Here is an 18,478-nt window from a genome sequence, read left to right as displayed (position 1 = left end):
GGAAATGATCATGCCGGGCGACAACGCCGAGCTGGACGTCGAGCTGATCACCCCGATCGCCATGGAAGAGAAGCTGCGCTTCGCCATCCGTGAAGGCGGCCGCACCGTCGGCGCCGGCGTCGTGGCCAAGATCGTCGAGTAATCCTCGAACGATCTAGCTTCGGCTAAGACAAGCGAAGGCCCCGGAGAGCGATCTCCGGGGCCTTTTGCTATTGGGGCTCCCATTTTGCCCCGCCTGATCACATGAAAAAGGGCCGGAGGTTTCCCTCCGGCCCTTCGTTCCGTCGGTGGCAGCCGCCTAGAACCGAGCCTTCACCCCCACATAGAACCGCCGCCCCAGAACGTCGTAGGTCGACGGGTCGGTGTTGGCCTGGACGTACGAGCTGAAGTACGGCGGGGCCTTGTCGGTGACGTTGGTCACCCCGCCGCGGATCTCGTAGGCGCTGTTCACCCGCCAGGTCCCGTTGAGGTCGAAATAGTCGATGTTCGGCGTGGCGCTGTCCTCGTCGGCATAGTCCTGCATGCCGTCGATGTGCCGCCAGGCCACGCCCAGGTCGACCGGGCCCAGGCTGTAGGTCAGCGAGGTGTTGAGCTTCCATTCAGGGTGGGCGACGGCCGTGTTGCTGACCTGGTCGTTGCCGATGGTGCCCTTCAGCTCGACGAAGTCCTCGCCCGGCAGGCTCTGGATCTGGAAGCTGTCGAGCCAGCTGCCGATCAGGTTGACGCGCAGCGAGCCGTACTTGTCGTCCAGCCCCACCGCGCCCAGGCCGAAGGCCMAGTCGACCTGGAAGTCGACGCCCCGGGTCTTGTACTCAGAGAGGTTCAGGTTGATCAGGCTCATCGACGACACCTCGCCGGTGGCGGCGCTGCGCGTGAACAGGCTGCAGTAGTAGTTGCTGGTGCTGGCCGTCGGGTTGGCCGTGGCCGAGTAGCAGTTCTGCAGGGCGTCCTCGGCCGAGATGGTGCCGATCGCGTCCTTGATGTCGATCGAGTAGTAGTCGGCCGACAGCGACAGGCGCCGGAACAGCGGGTTTTCGATCACCGGCGTCCAGACGAAGCCCACGCTGTAGGTGTCCGCGGTCTCCTCGTGCAGGTCGCTGTTGCCCCCGACCGTCGCGTCGACCTGGGTGTTGGCGTAGGTGTAGCTGTCGATGATCGCCGCCGGCACGCCCTGGGCCAGGCAGATGGCGCGGGCCGCGGCGGCGTTGGAGCCGGTGCGGACCGAGCTGTCGATCGCGCAGGGGTCCTCGGTGATCGTCTCGTAGCTCTGGTTCTGCGGCGAATAGAGCTCGCCCAGGCTCGGGGCCCGGACGGCGCGCTGGTAGCCGCCGCGCAGGCGGAAGCCCTCGACGATCTCCCAGTCGCCGTCGACCTTGTAGGCCGAGACGCCGCCGATCGTCTGGTAGTCGGAATAGCGGTAACCGAGGTCGAGGTTCAGGGCCTTGATGAAGGGCAGGTCCTTCAGGACCGGGACCAGCAGCTCGCCGTAGAGCTCCTTGACGTCGGTGGAGGCGTCGATGGCGTCGGCGGCGTTGAAGCCGACCACGTCGCCGGTCGAGAGCAGGCTGTCGGGCACGTACTTGAAGCTGTCGTACTTGTAGTCGGCCCCGAAGGCGCCGCGGACCTCGCCGGCCGGCAGGTCGAACAGCCCGCCCTGCAGGTTGGCCTCGACCACGCGCTGCTCGGCCGCCGTCCAGTTCTTGGTCGTGCGCGAGATGTAGCTGCGGCAGGCCGAGGACAGCTCGTTCAGGCCGAACGGGTCATAGCCGCCGCTGCAGATGCTGGCGCCGCCGTCGGCGGCGTTCAGCAGGGTCTGGACAGCCGAGTGGCTGATGTTGCCCGACTGGATTTCGTTCTGCTCGGAGCGGCCGAACGAGCCGTAGACGTCGTAGGTCCAGTCCTTGAAGCCGGTCTCGCCACGCACGCCGGTGGCCAGCTGGAAGACGTTGAAGGTGGTGTCCGACACCCGTGGGCCGACGTCGGTGAAGCGCTTGCGCAACAGGAAGTCGGCCGTGGGATCGGCGCGACTGGCCAGCAGGGTGGCCAGGTCGTCCGGGATGAACGGGTTAGTCACCGGCACGGTGAAGCCCGTGGTGCTGGCGGCCGGGGCGGGGGCCAGCACCGTGCGGGAGTCGTAGTGGGTGAAGTTGAACGAGCCGTAGGCCTCGGCGTGCGGATTGATCTCGTACTGGGCCTCGCCATAGGCCGAGTAGCGGGTCAGGGGCAGTTGCAGCAGGTTCAGGGCGCCGGTGTTGTAAGTGCCGTTCACCGGGATGGTGGCGTAGTCGATCGCCGTCGAGCCGCCGTAGTTGACGCCGTTGTAGAACAGCGTGCCATCGTCGTTGAAGCCGAGGTTGGCGCCGGCCTTCACCGTGCCGGCCGCGATCCCGTACTTGGCGAAGACGGCGTCCATGGCCGCCTGGGTCGGCAGGTTGGTGCCCGTGGCGTCATAGCGACCGTAGGGCGTGGTGGACGAGGCGCCGGAGACGGCGGCGAAGTCGCGGGCCGAGTTGAACACCTCGCCGCGCTGGGAATAGGCCAGCGCAACGGCGGCGTGGCCGCGGTCGTCGGCGAACTTGCCGCCGGCGGTGACGCTGACGGCGGTCTCCTTGCCGTCGCCGTGCTGGCTGATGCCGTATTGGGCGTCGACCTCCAGGCCGGTGAAGTTGTGGTCCAGCTTGAAGTTGACGACCCCGGCGACGGCGTCGGACCCGTAGGTGGCCGAGGCGCCGCCGCTGATGACCTCGATGTTCTGGATCAGGGCGGTGGGCAGGATGTTGATGTCGACGCTGCCGTCGGAATTGGAGGCGACCACGCGGTGGCCGTCCAGCAACACCAGGGTGCGGGCGGTCCCCAGGCCGCGCAGCTCGATATTGGCCTGGCCCCCGTTTGACGGGTTGTTCGAAGTCGACGACACCGACGGCACGAACTGCGGCATCTGGTTCAGCAGCGTGTCGACCGTGACCGAGCCGGTCTTCTGGATGGCGTCCTGGCCCACCGTGACGATCGGGCTGTTGGAGACGTAGTCGCGGCGGGCGATGCGCGAACCGGTGACGACGATCTCCTCGACGGCGCTGGCCGAGGTGTCCGTCGGGGCGGTCTGGGCGTGGGCCGCCAGGGGCGCGCCAGCGACCAGGCAGGCGAGCGCCGACGCGCCCGCGAGGTAGTGCGTTCTCGACATGAAGTATCCCCAAATGGGCCATCGTGAGAGCGACGATGGCCGGTACCGGCGAAAGGAAATTCGCTTGGGACCTTGGGTATGGGGCGGCTTTTTCTCGAATGTGTGCGGGCGTACGCCCTGGAGTCCCGATGTTTCAGACTCGCAGGGGCGATTGTGCCCCGTCTGTGGATTGTCGCCGAACCGTCATAGAGGCGCGCGGCGGCGCGAACCGGATCACGGGGGAAGACATAGGGGCGGGCAGGGCGCGGTTTGTTGCGGAACCGACGCGAAGACGGCCGTGGCCGGCCGGCCACAGTGCGTCATGGATCTGTCTTGGGGGCGGCGTCAGGCCGTGGTGACGGGCTCGGCCAGGTAGGCGTGGATCGCCGCCACCACCTGCGCGCCTTCGCCGACCGCCGCCGCCACGCGCTTGACCGAGCCCGCCCGCACGTCGCCGATCGCGAACACGCCGTGGCGGCTGGTCTGGAGCGATGGGTGGCCGGGGGCCAGGTCCTGGCCGGTGCGCACGAAGCCATGGTTGTCCAGCTCGACCCGGCACTCGGTCAGCCAGGCGGTGTTTGGCGCGGCGCCGATGAACAGGAACAGGTGGCTGATCTCGCAGCGGTCCTCCTCGCCGGTGTCGAGGTTGCGATGACGGATGGCGCGCAGCTGGCCGTCCTCGCCCTCGAGTTCGACGATCTCGTTGCGGGTGACGACCTCGATGTTGGGCAGGCTCTCGATGCGCTCGATCAGGTAGCGCGACATGCTGGCCGCCAGGCTCTTGCCCCGGATCACCAGCCAGACCTTCTTGACGTGGGCGGCCAGATAGACCGCCGCCTGGCCCGCCGAATTGCCGGCCCCGACCAGGGCCACTTCCTGGCCCGCGCACAGCTTGGCCTCCAGCGGCGAGGCCCAGTAGTGGACGCTGCTGCCCTCGAAGGCGTCCAGGTTGGAGACGTCCAGCCGCCGATAGCGCGCGCCGCTGGCGATCACGATGGTCTTGGCCTGGGTGGTCTCGCCGCTGACCAGCTTCAGGTGATAGCCGTCCAGGGCGCTGTCGCCGGTGGCGTCGGCGGTGCATTCCAGGCTGGCGACCTCGTCGGGGATGGCCAGGTTGGCGCCGAACTTCTGGGCCTGGTTGTAGGCGCGGGCCATCAGGGCCATGCCCGAGACGCCGGTGGGGAAGCCGAGATAGTTCTCGATCCGGGCCGAAGCGCCGGCCTGGCCGCCGAACGCCCGGGTGTCCAGCACCAGCACCGACAGGCCCTCGGAGGCGGCGTAGACGGCGGTGGCCAGGCCCGCGGGGCCGGCCCCGACCACGGCGACGTCATAGATGTGGTTGGGGTCCAGGTCGCCGACCATGCCCAGGCATCGGGCCAGCTCGGCGTTGGACGGATGGCGCAGGATCTGGCCGCCGGGGCAGAGCACGATCGGCAGCTCGGCTTCGTCGATCGAGAACCGCTGGATCAGCACCTTGGCGCAGTCGACCGTGTCGGGGTCCAGCTGCTGGTAGGGATGGCCGTTGCGCGACAGGAAGCCCGACAGCCGGATCACCTCGCCGTCGCCCGTCCGGCCGAGAATCACGGGCCCCGCGCCCGCCTCGAGCAGGCCGACACGGCGCAGGATCAGGGCTCGCATGATCCGCTCGCCCAGCTCGGCCTCGGCGATCAGCACTGCGCGCAGGCGGTCGGGCTTGATGCGCAGGACCTCGACGTCGGTGACGGCCTCCACGTCGACCAGCGAAGGGCGGTTCGACAGCTGGGCGATTTCGCCGATGAAGTGGCCGGGCTCGTGCTCGACGATCACGTGGCTGTCGTTGTGGGCGTCGCGCCGGCTGACCCGGGCGCGCCCTTCGAGGATCACCATGAGCCCGGGCGAGACCTCGCCGGCCTGGGCCAGCATGGCGCCGGCCTTGGCGTGGGCGATGTCGCCGAAGCGGCGGATGCGGTCGATCTCCTCCGGCTGCAGGCGGGGGAACATCTGATCGCGGCGGGTATCGATGACGGCCATGACCCTAGAGTGCGTCAGGATCGCCGTTCGGTCATCTACATCCGCATCGGATTTGAACGTTCGCGCCGTGAAGAGCGCCCTTGGACGCGGGGGCGGCCAGGCGGTAGAGTCCGTCCATGTCGAAAGCCGCCGCTCAACGCCGTTCCGCCACCCAGTGGCGGGTCGGGGCCGGGTCCGAGACCATCGCCCGTGACACCCCCCAGGAAGTCGCCGTGGGCCTGTCGTTCGACGGCCGGCCGCACACGGTGCTGATGGCCACCCCAGACGATGTCGAGGACCTGGTCCTGGGCTTCACCGTCACCGAGGCCGTGGCCAAGGCGGCGGACGTTCTGGCCATCGAGGTCACCCGGAACGACCTGGGCGTTCTGGCCGACATCAAGCTCCAGCCCGGCGCGATCCAGCGCAAGGCCCGGCCGCGCACGTTGGAGGGACGCTCCAGCTGTGGGCTGTGCGGGGTGCAGCGCCTGGCCGACGCCGTGCGGCCTCTGCCGCGCCTGGAGGGCGGGGCCAAGGTCTCGCACCAGGCCGTGCAGCGGGCCGTCGACGCCCTGGGCGACGCCCAGGCCCTGGGCCGCMTGACCCGGGCCACCCACGCGGCGGCGTTCGCGGACGGGAAGGGGGCGCTGGTCGTGGTCCGCGAGGACGTCGGCCGTCACAACGCCCTGGACAAGCTGGCTGGCGCGATGGCGCGCGAGGGGCGCGATGCTTCCGAAGGCTTCGTGCTGGTCACCAGTCGCTGCTCGTTCGAGATGGTCGAGAAGACCGTGCGGATGGGCTGTTCGATCCTGGTGGCCGTCTCGGCCCCGACCGACCTGGCGATCCGCCGGGCCGAGGAGTCCGGCCTGACCCTGGTCGCCCTGGCCCGCGCCGACGGCCACACGGTGTTCACCTATCCCGAGCGCCTGCTCGACACAGTCCCGGAGTATGCGTGATGGCCCACGACAAACCCAATGCGGGCGTCCGCGGCATCCATCGCTACGACAACGCCGCCGGCGGCTGGGGCGCGCTCAAGGCGGTGGCCGGGGCGCTGACCGACCAGGCCACGGTGATCGAGGGCGGCAAGACCCTGCTGCGCGCCAACCAGCCCGAGGGCTTCGACTGCCCAGGCTGCGCCTGGCCCGATCCCAAGCACACCTCCTCGTTCGAGTTCTGCGAGAACGGGGCCAAGGCCGTGGCCTGGGAGGCGACCTCCAAGCGCGCCACGCCCGAGGTGTTCGCGACCCACACCGTGACCGAGCTCCTGACCTGGAGCGACCACGCCCTGGAGGATCTAGGCCGGCTGACCCATCCGATGGCATATGACCGGGCGACGGATCGCTATCTGCCGATCAGCTGGGAGGACGCCTTCCAGCGCACAGCCGACGCCCTGAAGGCGCTGGACCATCCCAACCAGGCCGAGTTCTACGCTTCGGGGCGGGCCTCGAACGAGGCGGCGTTCCTGTTCCAGCTGCTGGGCCGGCGGGTGGGGACCAACAATTTCCCCGACTGCTCGAACATGTGCCACGAGCCGACCAGCGTGGGCCTGCCGGACTCGATCGGCATGGGCAAGGGCTCGGTGACCCTGGAGGATTTCGACCACGCCGACCTGATCCTCAGCTTCGGCCACAATCCCGGCACCAACCATCCGCGCATGATGACCACCCTGCGCGACGCCTCGAAGCGGGGCGCGACGATCCTGGCCTTCAATCCGCTGAAGGAGCGGGCGCTGGAGAAGTTCGCCTCGCCGCAGGACCCGGTCGAGATGGCGACCCTGACCTCGACCCCGATCGCCTCGTCCTACTACCAACTGACCGTCGGCGGCGACGCCCTGGCGGTGCAGGGGATCATGAAGGCGGTGCTGCAGCTGGACGCCGAGAGCCAGGGTACGGTTCTGGACCGCGCCTTCATCGCCGAGCACACCGAGGGCTTCGAGACGGTGAAGGCCGTCGTCGAGGGGCTCAGCTGGGACGAGATCGAGGCCGGTTCGGGCCTGACCCGCGCCCAGATCGAGGAGGCGGCCCGGGCCTACGCCGCCGCCAAGGCGACGATCCTCTGCTACGGCATGGGCCTGACCCAGCACCGGTCGTCGTCCAGCACCGTGCAGCAGCTGGTCAACCTGCTGCTGCTGAAGGGCAATATCGGCCGGCCGGGGGCGGGAATCTGTCCGCTGCGGGGACATTCCAACGTCCAGGGCGACCGGACGGTGGGGATCTGGGAGAAGCCGTCGGCGGCGTTCCTGGATTCGATGGACCGGGTGTTCGCCTTCAAGTCGCCGCGCGAGCACGGCCACACCGTGGTCGAGACCATCGCGGCCCTGGAGGCGGGCGAGACCAAGGTGTTCATCGGCCTGGGCGGCAACTTCGCCGTCGCCGCGCCCGACCCGACCCGGACCCACGCGGCGATCCAAAAGGCGGAGCTGACGGTCCATGTCGCCACCAAACTGAACCGCACCCACCTGCTGCACGGCGAGGAGAGCCTGCTGCTGCCCTGCCTGGGCCGCACCGAGATCGACCTGCAGGCCGGCGGCCGCCAGGCGGTGACGGTCGAGGACTCGATGTCGATGGTCCACGCCTCGCGTGGTCTAAACCCACCGGCCTCGGACCAGCTGAAGTCCGAGCCGGCGATMATCGCCGGCATCGGCGCGGCGCTGTTCGGGCCGGACGACATCGTCGACTGGCCGGGCCTGGCCGCCGACTACGACAAGATCCGCGACCTGATCGAGGCGGTCTTCCCCGAGGCCTTCGCTAATTATAATGACCGCGTCCGCCAGCCGGGCGGCTTCCGCCTGCCGGTGCCGCCGTCCGACCGGGTGTGGAAGACCCCCAGCGGCAAGGCCCAGTTCCTGGCCCATCGCCACGACGGCCAGGACGCCCGGCGGGGCGAGGCCGACGTGCTGCTGCTGACCACCCTGCGCAGCCACGACCAGTACAACACCACCATCTACGGCCAGAACGACCGCTATCGCGGGGTGTTCGGCCGCCGCGACGTGGTCTTCGCCCATCCCGACGACATCGCCGCGCGGGGGCTGAAGGCCGGCGACCGCATCGACCTGACGGCCGCCTTCGACGACACGGGCCGGCGGGCCGTGCGCGGCTTCACCCTGGTGGAGCGTGACATCCCGCGCGGCTGCCTGGCCGCCTACTATCCTGAGACCAACCTGCTGGTGGCGCTGGAGGACCACGATCGCCGCAGCGGCACGCCGGCCTACAAGTCGGTTCCGGTGCGGCTGGCCGCCAGCGCCAATTGAGGCCCAATCATGACAAGGGGGTCATGACCTCGAATTAAGTCGTCTCCCGACAGGGGCCCGGCTAGCCTTCCCTCAACAACACATTCGTTCGAGGGAACATTCGATGCGTGCTCTTCTGCTTCTGGCCACCGCCGCGACCGCCGCCAGCGCCTTCTGGGGCTTCGCCGGGGCCGCCGCCGCCGATCCGTCCGTGAAGATCAAGGACGCCGTGGCCCGGGTCGAGGTGATCCCGGAAGCCCGCAGCGACGTGAAGGTCGAATTCCTGACCACCAACCAGAGCCTGCCGCTGAAGATCCGTCAGAACGGCTCGGACGTGACGGTCGACGGCGGCCTGCGGATGAACCGCATCAACGGCTGCAACACGGTGATGGGCAAGCGCGTGATCCATGTGCGCGGCGTCGGCGACGTGAAGTGGGAGGACATCCCGCAGATCGTGGTCCGCGTGCCGATGAAGGCCGAGGTCGCCKCCGGCGGCGCGGTGTTCGGCAATGTCGGCCGCACCGAGCATCTGGAGCTGTCCAACGCCGGCTGCGGTGATTGGACGATCGCTAACGTGCGCGGCAAGCTCGACCTGAACCAGGCCGGTTCGGGCGACGCCCGGGTCGGCAGCGTCGGTTCGGCCGAGATCAACATCGCCGGTTCGGGCGACGTGAAGCTGCAGGACGTCGGCGGCGACCTGGAGATCAGCATCGCCGGCTCGGGCGGGGTGACGGCCGCCAGCGTCAACGGCAGCCTGGAAGCCAACATCGCCGGCGCCGGCGACGTGACCGTCAGCGGCGGCCGCGCGCGCTCGCTCGAGGTCAACATCATGGGTTCGGGCGACGTCGATTTCGGCGGCGAAGCCGGCAATGTCGAGGCCTCCATCGCCGGCTCGGGCGACGTGCGCGTCGCCAAGGCCACGGGACCGGTGAGCAAGCATGTGGCCGGCTCGGGCAACGTGATCATCGGCCAGTAGTCGGCGACACTTTATATATAGACGGCTGTCATCCCGGCCCCGCGCTCCGCGGTGGCTGGGATTTCATTATGCGGGACCATGTCCCACGTTGTGATTTCCCTCGAACCGGCTAGGCTGGCGCCGGTTCATCGAGGGAAACGGCATGAAGCTGCGGACCCTGATCCTGGCCCTGTCGTCGGTCTGGGCGCTGGCTTTGCCCGGCGTCTCCCACGCGGCCGCGCCCAAGCCGCTGTATCGCGATCCGATCACCGACGGGGCGGCCGACGTGTCGATCGTGTTCGACAAGGCCCATCGCCAGTGGGTGATGTTCTATACGAACCGCCGCGCCACCCTGAAGGACCCCGACCCCAAGGACGTCGCCTGGGTCCACGCCACGCCGATCGGCATGGCGACCTCAAGGGACGGCATGGCCTGGACGTACAAGGGCGTGGCCGCCATTCCGGCCCAATGCACCGGCCCGACCCTGTGGGCGCCCGAGCTCTATGCCGAGGGCGGCGTCTATCACATGTGGCTGACGGTGGTGCCGGGGGTCTTCCACCGCTGGGGCGACAAGGCGGCGACGGCGCGGATCGTCCACCTGACCAGCAAGGACCTGGCCACCTGGACCTGCGGCGACACGCTGCACCTGGGTTCCGACCGGGTGATCGACGCCAGCGTGGCCAAGATCGGCGACCATTATCGCCTCTGGTACAAGGACGAGCGCAGGGGTAGCCGGATCCTGGCGGTCGAGAGCGCCGACCTGGTCCATTGGGCGCCGACGGGCGACAAGCCGGCGGTCGACATGGCCGCCGAGGGCCCCAAGGTGTTCCGGTTCAAGGGCGCCTGGTGGATGATCGCCGACGCCTGGAAGGGCCTGATCGTCCTGCGGTCGGACGACGCCCGGACCTGGACCCTGCAGTCGACACGTCTMCTGGAGCAGCCGGGTCTCCAACCCACCGACACYGCCAAGGGCCAGCACCCGGACGTGGTGGTTAGCGGGGGCAGGGCGTTCCTCTACTACTTCGTCCACCAGTCCAACGAACCGCAGGCCAAGGCCGACCCCTATTACGGACAGCGGACGGTGGTGCAGGTGGCCGAGCTGAAGGAAGAGGGCGGGGCGCTGGCGGTCGACCGGGAGGCGCCGGTGGAGGGCGGGATGGTCGCGCCGAGGTGAGGGCGGTTCGGGGAACCGCGCTCTGGCGACATATATATAAAGTGAAACGCCCCGGAGCCTGAGCTCCGGGGCGTTCCTTCAGTCCGCTGATCGCGAACGGGTCCGTGTTTAGCGGACGCCGAAGCCGAACAGGGTGTCGGCATCGATCAGGTCGGCGCCCGAACGGTCGCGGGTCTTCAGGCTGCCGCCGAAGGTGTAGCGGAAGCCGACCTTCACTGCTTCAGCGTTCAGGTCCGCCAGGTCCTTGGACTCGGTGTGGGTGTACTTGCCGAAGGTCGACCAGCCGGTGTTGGCGAACTTGTATTCGCCGCCCAGGTTGACGTCCCAGATGTCGGCGCTCGAGAAGCCCTTCGGGTCCAGGTTCGAGTAGCCGGCGCCGGCGTCCAGACGGAAGTCGTCCGAGACGAAGTAGCGGGCTTCGCCACGGACGGCCCACAGGTCGGCGTCCAGGTCGTTCGACTGGCCGTAGGCGGCCAGGCCGGTCACGGTGACCTTGTCGAAGTATTTGGAGGCTTCGGCGCCGACGGCCCACAGGGTGTCGTTCGACGGACGCGACAGGGCGGCGAAGCCGCCGACGCGCACGGTGTCGCCGGCGACCAGGGTCGTGGCGTGGGCGGCGGTCGAGGCGACGGTCTCGTCGCTCAGGTCGTTGTCGCTGACCGAGACGTTGCCGTTCACGGTGACGGTCCAGGCGCCGGTCGGGATGGCGACGTTGCCGTCGACCTTGAACGAGGTGCCGTCGGCGTCGATGCCGGTGGCCTTGACGTCGGTGTAGTTCACGGCGGCGCCGACCGAACCGACGTTCTGGGCGAAGGCGGGAGCCGAGACGGCCAGCGCCAGGACGGCGGCGGCGGCAAAGAGTTGGGTCTTCATAGTGGGTAATCCCCTTACTGTGTGGCCTCGATCGGCGGGCGGTCGTTTGGGGAGGGCCGCCCGTCCGTCGAGGAGCGGCGGATTTATGGAGCTTCGCCCTGGGCGGCAAGGCCGGTGGAGGCGGTCGGCGGCGAATTGATGCAGTTTTATGACACTTGCGGAGGCGGGTTAACGTCCCCATCGCGTGCACCCGCACGTTCATGCTTCTCTGCGCCTAGATTTGAGCAGTTTCATGCGACAGGGTTCTTTATCGAAGGACGCCTTGGTCGTTTGAGCCTTCGGCCTAGCGTCGGGACCAGGATTTGGAAGAACCCCGATACGCTCAAGCTCCACTTCAAGAGCTTGGCCGGACCCGAGGATCGGGGAGGGGCGGCGCGTCCTGTCCGTCCCGCAAAACGGTCCCGAGAAGCGCTTGACGAAACCGATTCACACACGTAAAAGCCCCCCTCTGTTGGACCGGCTGTGAGCTTTCGAGCTCAGACGCGGTTCGCGAACGACTGCCGATCGCGCCTTTTGGGGCGCAGTTTTCAGTCACAGGCCCTCTCGGGAGACCGGGCGGGCCAATTTGTTTTGCGGACGCTGCGTTCGGATGTCTCGAAAGAGGGATCCGGGTTGGTCTTTGAAATGGTTCGAGACGCGGGCGCAGCCCACTAGGAAACCGAGCGATATGGATCGTCAGAACATCCGCATCCGGCTCAAGGCCTTCGATCACCGCGTGTTGGATCATTCCACGCGCGAGATCGTGAATACGGCCAAGCGCACGGGTGCGACGGTACGGGGCCCGATCCCCCTGCCCACGCTTATCGAGAAATTCACCGTCAACCGCTCGCCGCACGTCGACAAGAAGTCGCGCGAGCAGTTCGAGATCCGTACGCACAAGCGCGTCCTCGACATCGTTGATCCGACTCCGCAGACCGTGGACGCGCTGATGAAGCTCGACCTGTCGGCCGGCGTCGACGTCGAAATCAAGCTGTAAGGAGGGCCGAACAGATGACTCTCCCCGCTAATCGTACTGGCGTGATCGCCAAGAAGCTGGGCATGACCCGCTTCTTCGATGAAACCGGACAGCACGTCCCGGTCACCGTCCTGTCGCTGGACGGTTGCCAGGTCACGGGCCAGCGCACGGTCGAGAAGGACGGTTACACCGCCCTGCAGCTCGGCGCCGGCGCCAAGAAGCCCAAGAACACCTCCAAGGCCCTGCGCGGTCACTTCGCCAAGAACTCGGTCGAGCCCAAGCGGGTCGTCGCCGAATTCCGCGTCGATGAAGCCGCCCTGATCGAAGTTGGCGCCGAGTTCACGGCCGACCACTACGTCGCCGGCCAGAAGGTGGACATCCAAGGCCTCACCGTCGGTAAGGGTTTCGCCGGCGCCATGAAGCGCTGGAACTTCGGCGGTCTGCGCGCCACCCACGGCGTCTCGGTCTCGCACCGTTCGCACGGCTCGACCGGTAACCGCCAGGATCCGGGCCGTACGTTCCCGGGCAAGAAGATGGCCGGTCACCTGGGTCAGGAAACCGTCACCACCCTGAACGTCACCGTCTGGAAGGTCGATGTCGAACGCGGCCTGATCCTGGTCAAGGGCGCCGTCCCCGGCCACGAAGGTTCGTACGTCAAGGTTCGCGACGCCATCAAGAAGGCCGCTCCGGCCGACGTGAAGCGTCCGGGCGCCTTCCGCAAGGCTGGCGAGGCTCCGGCCGCCGCCGCTGAAACCCCCGCTGAGGAAGCCCCCGCGGCGACGACCGAAGAGGGCGAAGGCTAATGAAACTCGACGTCATCAAACTGGACGGCGGCAAGGCCGGCTCCGTTGATCTCGACGACGCCATCTTTGGCATCGCCGACATCMGCGGCGACATCCTGCAGCGCGTCGTGACCTGGCAGCTGGCCAAGCGCCGCTCGGGCAACCACAAGATTCAAGTCCGCAACGAGGTCTCTCGTACGGGCAAGAAGATGTACAAGCAAAAGGGCACCGGCTCGGCCCGTCACGGTTCGCGCCGTGCGGCTCAGTTCGTCGGCGGCGCCAAGGCCCACGGCCCTGTCGTCCGCAGCCACGCTTTCGACCTGCCGAAGAAGATCCGGGCCATGGCTCTGCGCCATGCCCTGTCGTCGAAGGCCAAGGCCGGCGCGCTGGTCGTGCTGGACAGCGCCGTTCTGACCGACCCGAAGACGGCCGCCCTGCGCGCTAACTTCGACAAGATCGGCCTGAAGAACGCCCTGGTCATCGCCGGTCCGGAAGTGGACGCGAACTTCAAGCTCGCCGCCCGCAACATTCCGAACGTGGACGTGCTGCCGAACGCCGGCCTGAACGTCTACGACGTGCTGCGTCGCCAAACGCTCGTCCTGACCAAGGACGCGATTGAGGCGATCTCGGCGCGTTTCGCTGAGAAGGAAGCCGCGTAATGGCCGCTACCGCCCGCCACTACGACACGATCCTGTCGCCGGTGATCACCGAGAAGGCCACCCTGCTCAGCGAGCAGAACAAGGTCGTCTTCCGCGTGGCCGCCGATGCGTCGAAGGACGAAATCGCCGCCGCAGTCGAAGAGCTGTTCAAGGTCAAGGTCACCAAGGTCAACACCCTGGTCACCAAGGGCAAGACCAAGCGCTTCCGTGGCATCGTCGGACGCCGTTCCGACGTCAAAAAAGCCATCGTGACCCTGGCCGACGGCCAGTCGATCGACATCACGACGGGGCTCTAAGACATGGCCTTGAAGCACTTTAACCCGACCAGCCCCGGCCAGCGCGGCCTGGTGCTGATCGACCGCAGCGAGCTCCACAAGGGCCGCCCGGAAAAGAAGCTGGTCGAAGGTCTGACCAAGTCGGGCGGTCGCGGCGGCAACGGCCGTATCGCGGTCCGTTTCCGCGGCGGCGGCGCCAAGCGCCTGTACCGTCTGGTCGACTTCAAGCGTCGTAAGCAAGGCACGGCCACGGTCGTCCGCCTCGAGTACGATCCGAACCGCACCGCCTTCATCGCCCTGATCAAGTATCAGGACGGCGAACTGGCCTACATCCTGGCMCCGCAACGCCTGAAGGCCGGCGACGAAGTCGTCACCGCCGACAAGGTCGACGTGAAGCCGGGCAACGCCTCGCCGCTGCGCACCCTGCCGATCGGCACGATCATCCACAACGTCGAGCTGAAGCCCGCCAAGGGCGGCCAGATCGCGCGTTCGGCTGGCGCCTACGCCCAGCTGGTGGGTCGTGACGCCGGCTACGCCCAGATCCGCCTGAACTCGGGCGAACTGCGCATGGTGCTGGACACCTGCATGGCCACCGTCGGCGCCGTGTCGAACCCGGACCACATGAACGAAAACCTCGGCAAGGCCGGGCGCGTTCGTCACATGGGCCGTCGTCCGCACGTCCGCGGCGTCGCCATGAACCCGGTCGACCACCCCCACGGTGGTGGTGAAGGCCGGACCTCGGGCGGTCGTCACCCGGTGACCCCGGCTGGTAAGCCGACCAAGGGCGCCAAGACCCGTGTCAACAAGGCCACGGACAAGTTCATCATCCGTTCGCGCCACAAAGCGAAGAAGGGCCGCTAAGCCATGACCCGCTCCGTCTGGAAAGGCCCGTTCGTCGACGGGTACCTCCTGAAGAAGGCCGACGTCGCTCTGTCGTCGGGCCGCAAGGACGTCATCAAGACCTGGTCGCGCCGTTCGACCATCATGCCGCAATTCGTCGGCCTGACCTTCGGCGTGCACAACGGCCAGAAGCACGTTCCCGTCTCCGTGTCGGAAGACATGGTCGGCATGAAGTTCGGTGAGTTCGCTCCCACCCGCAACTTCCCCGGCCACGCCGCCGACAAGAAGGCGAAGAGGAAGTAGGCCATGAGCCAAGCTAAACAACCTCGCCGCCTGCCGGCCAATGAAGCGATGTGCAAGGTTCGCACCCTGCGCACCAGCGCCCGCAAGCTGAACCTGGTCGCTCAGTCCATCCGTGGCCTGAACGTCCAGCGCGCTCTGAACGAGCTCGAATTCAGCCACAAGCGTATCGCTCAGGACGTCCGCAAGGCGCTGTATTCGGCGATCTCCAACGCCGAAAACAACCACAACCTCGACATCGACTCGCTGGTCGTCGCCGAGGCCTATGTGGGCAAGAACCTGGTGATGAAGCGCTTCTCGCCGCGTGCTCGCGGTCGGGCCACGCGCGTTGAAAAGCCGTTCTCCGAGATCACCATCGTGGTCCGCGAACTGGGTGAGGCCGCCTGATGGGTCAGAAAGTCAATCCGGTCGGGCTGCGGCTCGGCGTCAACCGTACCTGGGACAGCCGTTGGTTCGCCGACGGCGAGCAGTACGGCAAGCTCCTGCACCAAGACCTCGCGGTCCGTGCGATGCTCAAGAAGCGCCTGTATCAAGCCGGCGTCTCGCGCATCATCATCGAGCGTCCCCACAAGAAGTGCCGCGTCACGATCTATGCCGCCCGTCCGGGCGTCATCATCGGCAAGAAGGGCGCTGACATCGACAAGCTCCGCAAGGACCTGTCGGTGATGACGGAAGGCGAAGTTCACCTGAACATCGTCGAAATCCGTAAGCCCGAAACCGATGCGCAGCTGGTGGCCGAGTCCATCGCCCAGCAGCTCGAGCGTCGTATCGCCTTCCGTCGCGCCATGAAGCGGTCGATCCAATCGGCCGTCCGTCTCGGCGCCAAGGGCATCCGCATCAACGTGTCGGGCCGCCTCGGCGGCGCGGAAATCGCTCGTATGGAATGGTACCGCGAAGGTCGCGTGCCGCTCCACACGCTGCGCGCCGACATCGACTACGGCTTCGCGGAAGCCAAGACCACCTACGGCATCATCGGCGTGAAGACCTGGATCTTCAAAGGCGAAGTGCTGGAGCATGACCCGATGGCGCTCGACAAGCGTCTCGCCACTGAATCCGGCCCGGCCGGCGAAGGTGGTGGACGCGAGCGCGGCGATCGTCCCGACCGGGGCGACCGCGGCCGTCGCGATCGGGGCTAAGGATAGAGCGCTATGCTGTCACCGAAAAAAACCAAGTATCGCAAGCAGTTCAAGGGCCGCATCCACGGCACCTCGAAGGGCGGCACCCTGCTGAACTTCGGTTCGTACGGCCTGAAGGCCGTCKAGCCGGAGCGCATCACGGCTCGCCAGATCGAAGCTGCTCGTCGCGCCATCACCCGCCAGATGAAGCGTCAAGGCCGCGTCTGGATCCGTATCTTCCCGGACGTGCCGGTCACCGGCAAGCCGGCCGAAGTCCGGATGGGTAAGGGCAAGGGCGCCGTGGACCACTGGGCCGCTCGCGTGGCTCCGGGCCGCATCATGTTCGAAATCGACGGCGTGCCGGACGATATCGCGCGCGAAGCCCTGCGCCTCGGCGCGGCCAAGCTGCCGATCCGCACCCGCGTCGTCACCCGCATCGACGCCGGTGCGGCTCTGGAGGCCGAAGCGGCATGACCAAGATTGCTGACATCCGGGGCATGACTCCCGACCAGCTCGCCGAGCAGCTGCTCAACCTGAAGAAGGAGCAGTTCAACCTGCGCTTCCAGGCGGCGACCGGTCAGGTGGAAAAGACCCACCGCGTTGGCGAGATCCGCAAGGAAATCGCCCGCATCAAGACCGTGCTGCGCGCCAAGGCCGCGGCTTAAGGAGAACGATATGCCCAAGCGTATCCTCGAAGGGGTTGTCGTCTCCGATAAGGGCGACAAGACCGTAGTGGTTAAGGTTGAACGCACCATCGTTCACCCGCTGCTGAAGAAGATTGTGCGTCAGTCTAAGAAGTACCACGCGCACGATGAGAGCAATGCGTACAAGGCGGGCGAAGTTGCCCGTATCATCGAGTGCGCTCCGAAGTCCAAGCTGAAGACCTGGGAAGTCCTTCCCAAGGCTTCTGCTTAATCTGGAAGGTTTGAACCATGATCCAGATGCAAACTAACCTGGAAGTCGCCGATAACTCCGGCGCCCGCCGGGTCATGTGCATCAAGGTGCTGGGTGGCGCGGGTCGTCGCTACGCCAGCGTCGGTGACGTGATCGTCGTGTCCGTGAAGGAAGCCATTCCGCGCGGCCGCGTGAAGAAGGGCGACGTGCTCCGCGCCGTCGTCGTTCGCGTGAACCAAGGCATGAAGCGTAAGGACGGGTCGCTGATCCGTTTCGACAAGAACGCCGCGGTCATCGTCAACAAGCAGAGCGAGCCGGTCGGCACGCGGATCTTTGGCCCGGTTCCCCGCGAACTGCGCGCCAAGAACCACATGAAGATCATCTCCCTCGCCCCCGAGGTGCTGTAATGGCTGCCAAGATTAAGAAGGGCGACCGCGTCGTCGTCCTGGCCGGCAAGGACAAGGGCAAGCAAGGCGCTGTGACCCAGGTTCTCCCCAAGGAAAACCGTGTCCTGGTGCAAGGCGTGAACCTGGTTCAACGCCACACCAAGCCGACCCAAGCCGAACCGCAAGGCGGCATCAAGACCAAGGAAGCCGCGCTGCACGTCTCGAACGTCGCGCTGGTCGACTCCAAGGGCAAGCCCACCCGCGTCGGCTTCAAGATCGAAGGCGACAAGAAGGTGCGCGTGGCCAAGACCACGGGCGAGGTGATCAATGGCTGATCAAGCTTATGAACCCCGGCTGAAGACCGTTTATCGCGAGCGCATCCGCGCCGCGATGAAGGAGCAATTCAGCTACACGAACGAAATGCAGATCCCCAAGCTGGACAAGATCGTCCTGAACATGGGTATCGGCGAGGCCGTGGCCGACTCCAAGAAGGCCCAGACCGCGCTGAAGGATCTGATGGCTATCGCCGGCCAGAAGCCGGTCGCCACGAAGGCCCGCAAGTCCATCGCCGGCTTCAAGCTGCGCGAAGGCATGGTGGTCGGCGCCAAGGTGACCCTGCGCAAGGACCGGATGTACGAATTCCTGGACCGCCTGGTCACGATCGCGCTGCCGCGCGTGAAGGACTTCCGCGGCCTGAACGGCAAGAGCTTCGACGGCCGTGGCAACTACGCCATGGGCCTGAAGGAGCACCTGGTGTTCCCGGAAATCAACTATGACCAGATCGAACAGATCTGGGGCATGGACATCATCGTCTGCACCACTGCGAAGACCGATCAGGAAGCCAAGGCTCTCCTGAAGGAATTCCAGTTCCCGTTCACCAATTAAGAGCGGGCAG

Annotated in this window: 22 protein-coding genes; 19 read left to right on the top strand and 3 right to left on the bottom strand. The window is 66.8% G+C overall.

All coding sequences use genetic code 11. From position 1 onward, the window contains the following. Positions 1–142 (top strand): EF-Tu C-terminal domain-related protein (locus AC1U89_RS18150; RefSeq protein WP_479901054.1); only part of this gene is annotated, 142 nt, incomplete at its 5' end. Between the two features lie 156 nt (positions 143–298). Here the strand turns inward: AC1U89_RS18150 and AC1U89_RS18145 are convergent. Together AC1U89_RS18145 and AC1U89_RS18140 are read right to left on the bottom strand one after the other, a co-directional pair. After that, positions 299–3,181, bottom strand: a complete 2,883-nt coding sequence (locus tag AC1U89_RS18145) for a TonB-dependent receptor domain-containing protein (protein ID WP_479901046.1) — start codon at positions 3,179–3,181, stop codon at positions 299–301. Positions 3,182–3,505: 324 nt separating this feature from the next. Then, the gene (locus AC1U89_RS18140) at positions 3,506–5,170 is read right to left on the bottom strand and encodes an FAD-dependent oxidoreductase (protein ID WP_479901045.1); all 1,665 of its coding nucleotides are present in this window, start codon (positions 5,168–5,170) and stop codon (positions 3,506–3,508) included. 116 nt (positions 5,171–5,286) lie between these two features. On the opposite strand from AC1U89_RS18140, the gene fdhD reads away from it, so the two are divergent. The 4 genes from fdhD (at position 5,287) to AC1U89_RS18120 (ending at position 10,504) form a co-directional block, all read left to right on the top strand. Beyond that, entirely contained in the window at positions 5,287–6,102 is an 816-nt protein-coding gene (gene fdhD, locus AC1U89_RS18135) for a formate dehydrogenase accessory sulfurtransferase FdhD (protein ID WP_479901044.1), read from the top strand. Beyond that, positions 6,102–8,396, top strand: coding sequence for an FdhF/YdeP family oxidoreductase (locus AC1U89_RS18130; protein WP_479901043.1), 2,295 nt, complete (start codon positions 6,102–6,104; stop codon positions 8,394–8,396). The genes fdhD and AC1U89_RS18130 overlap by 1 nt, the downstream gene beginning before the upstream one ends. Before the next feature lie 103 nt (positions 8,397–8,499). Further along, on the top strand, positions 8,500–9,351 hold the full coding sequence (locus AC1U89_RS18125) for a GIN domain-containing protein (RefSeq protein ID WP_479901042.1): 852 nt from the start codon (positions 8,500–8,502) through the stop codon (positions 9,349–9,351). Between the two features lie 142 nt (positions 9,352–9,493). Further along, a complete protein-coding gene (locus tag AC1U89_RS18120) occupies positions 9,494–10,504 on the top strand; it encodes a glycoside hydrolase family 43 (protein ID WP_479901041.1) in 1,011 nt (336 codons plus the stop codon). A 108-nt stretch (positions 10,505–10,612) separates the two neighbouring features. Here AC1U89_RS18120 and AC1U89_RS18115 read toward each other — a convergent pair whose 3' ends face one another. Then, positions 10,613–11,377, bottom strand: coding sequence for a hypothetical protein (locus AC1U89_RS18115; protein ID WP_479901040.1), 765 nt, complete (start codon positions 11,375–11,377; stop codon positions 10,613–10,615). Positions 11,378–12,044: 667 nt separating this feature from the next. On the opposite strand from AC1U89_RS18115, the gene rpsJ reads away from it, so the two are divergent. From rpsJ to rplE, 14 genes are read left to right on the top strand one after another with little or no spacing between them, the layout of a single operon-like run. Continuing rightward, positions 12,045–12,353 carry a 30S ribosomal protein S10 gene (rpsJ, locus tag AC1U89_RS18110; RefSeq protein ID WP_004616952.1) on the top strand — a complete coding sequence of 103 codons (309 nt, stop codon included), beginning with the start codon at positions 12,045–12,047 and terminating at the stop codon, positions 12,351–12,353. A 14-nt stretch (positions 12,354–12,367) separates the two neighbouring features. Continuing rightward, on the top strand, positions 12,368–13,135 hold the full coding sequence (rplC, locus tag AC1U89_RS18105) for a 50S ribosomal protein L3 (protein ID WP_479901039.1): 768 nt from the start codon (positions 12,368–12,370) through the stop codon (positions 13,133–13,135). Next, the gene (gene rplD, locus AC1U89_RS18100; protein ID WP_479901038.1) at positions 13,135–13,773 is read left to right on the top strand and encodes a 50S ribosomal protein L4; all 639 of its coding nucleotides are present in this window, start codon (positions 13,135–13,137) and stop codon (positions 13,771–13,773) included. The genes rplC and rplD overlap by 1 nt, the downstream gene beginning before the upstream one ends. After that, positions 13,773–14,069, top strand: a complete 297-nt coding sequence (locus tag AC1U89_RS18095) for a 50S ribosomal protein L23 (protein WP_029912290.1) — start codon at positions 13,773–13,775, stop codon at positions 14,067–14,069. The genes rplD and AC1U89_RS18095 overlap by 1 nt, the downstream gene beginning before the upstream one ends. Positions 14,070–14,072: 3 nt before the next feature. After that, positions 14,073–14,909, top strand: coding sequence for a 50S ribosomal protein L2 (rplB, locus tag AC1U89_RS18090; protein ID WP_029912291.1), 837 nt, complete (start codon positions 14,073–14,075; stop codon positions 14,907–14,909). Between the two features lie 3 nt (positions 14,910–14,912). After that, on the top strand, positions 14,913–15,191 hold the full coding sequence (gene rpsS, locus AC1U89_RS18085; protein WP_479901037.1) for a 30S ribosomal protein S19: 279 nt from the start codon (positions 14,913–14,915) through the stop codon (positions 15,189–15,191). 3 nt (positions 15,192–15,194) lie between these two features. Then, the gene (rplV, locus tag AC1U89_RS18080; protein WP_012285670.1) at positions 15,195–15,575 is read left to right on the top strand and encodes a 50S ribosomal protein L22; all 381 of its coding nucleotides are present in this window, start codon (positions 15,195–15,197) and stop codon (positions 15,573–15,575) included. After that, positions 15,575–16,324, top strand: a complete 750-nt coding sequence (gene rpsC / locus AC1U89_RS18075; protein WP_028041108.1) for a 30S ribosomal protein S3 — start codon at positions 15,575–15,577, stop codon at positions 16,322–16,324. Before rplV ends, rpsC begins: the two co-directional genes overlap by 1 nt. Positions 16,325–16,336: 12 nt before the next feature. Continuing rightward, positions 16,337–16,777: a 50S ribosomal protein L16 gene (gene rplP, locus AC1U89_RS18070; protein WP_479901036.1), complete on the top strand. Its 441-nt coding sequence runs from the start codon at positions 16,337–16,339 to the stop codon at positions 16,775–16,777. Beyond that, the gene (rpmC, locus tag AC1U89_RS18065) at positions 16,774–16,968 is read left to right on the top strand and encodes a 50S ribosomal protein L29 (RefSeq protein WP_029912302.1); all 195 of its coding nucleotides are present in this window, start codon (positions 16,774–16,776) and stop codon (positions 16,966–16,968) included. The genes rplP and rpmC overlap by 4 nt, the downstream gene beginning before the upstream one ends. Before the next feature lie 10 nt (positions 16,969–16,978). Beyond that, positions 16,979–17,218, top strand: a complete 240-nt coding sequence (rpsQ, locus tag AC1U89_RS18060; protein ID WP_018112915.1) for a 30S ribosomal protein S17 — start codon at positions 16,979–16,981, stop codon at positions 17,216–17,218. Positions 17,219–17,235: 17 nt separating this feature from the next. Continuing rightward, positions 17,236–17,604, top strand: coding sequence for a 50S ribosomal protein L14 (gene rplN / locus AC1U89_RS18055; protein WP_007662742.1), 369 nt, complete (start codon positions 17,236–17,238; stop codon positions 17,602–17,604). Beyond that, complete coding sequence (gene rplX, locus AC1U89_RS18050; RefSeq protein WP_029912315.1) at positions 17,604–17,918, top strand: 50S ribosomal protein L24; 315 nt, start codon at positions 17,604–17,606, stop codon at positions 17,916–17,918. Before rplN ends, rplX begins: the two co-directional genes overlap by 1 nt. Then, positions 17,911–18,468, top strand: coding sequence for a 50S ribosomal protein L5 (gene rplE, locus AC1U89_RS18045; RefSeq protein WP_029912318.1), 558 nt, complete (start codon positions 17,911–17,913; stop codon positions 18,466–18,468). The genes rplX and rplE overlap by 8 nt, the downstream gene beginning before the upstream one ends. Positions 18,469–18,478 lie beyond the last annotated feature (10 nt).

The organism is Caulobacter sp. 05T431, assembly GCF_056665975.1.
Note: the sequence above shows the minus strand (reverse complement) of the source record. Positions and strands in the feature narration are given on the sequence as shown.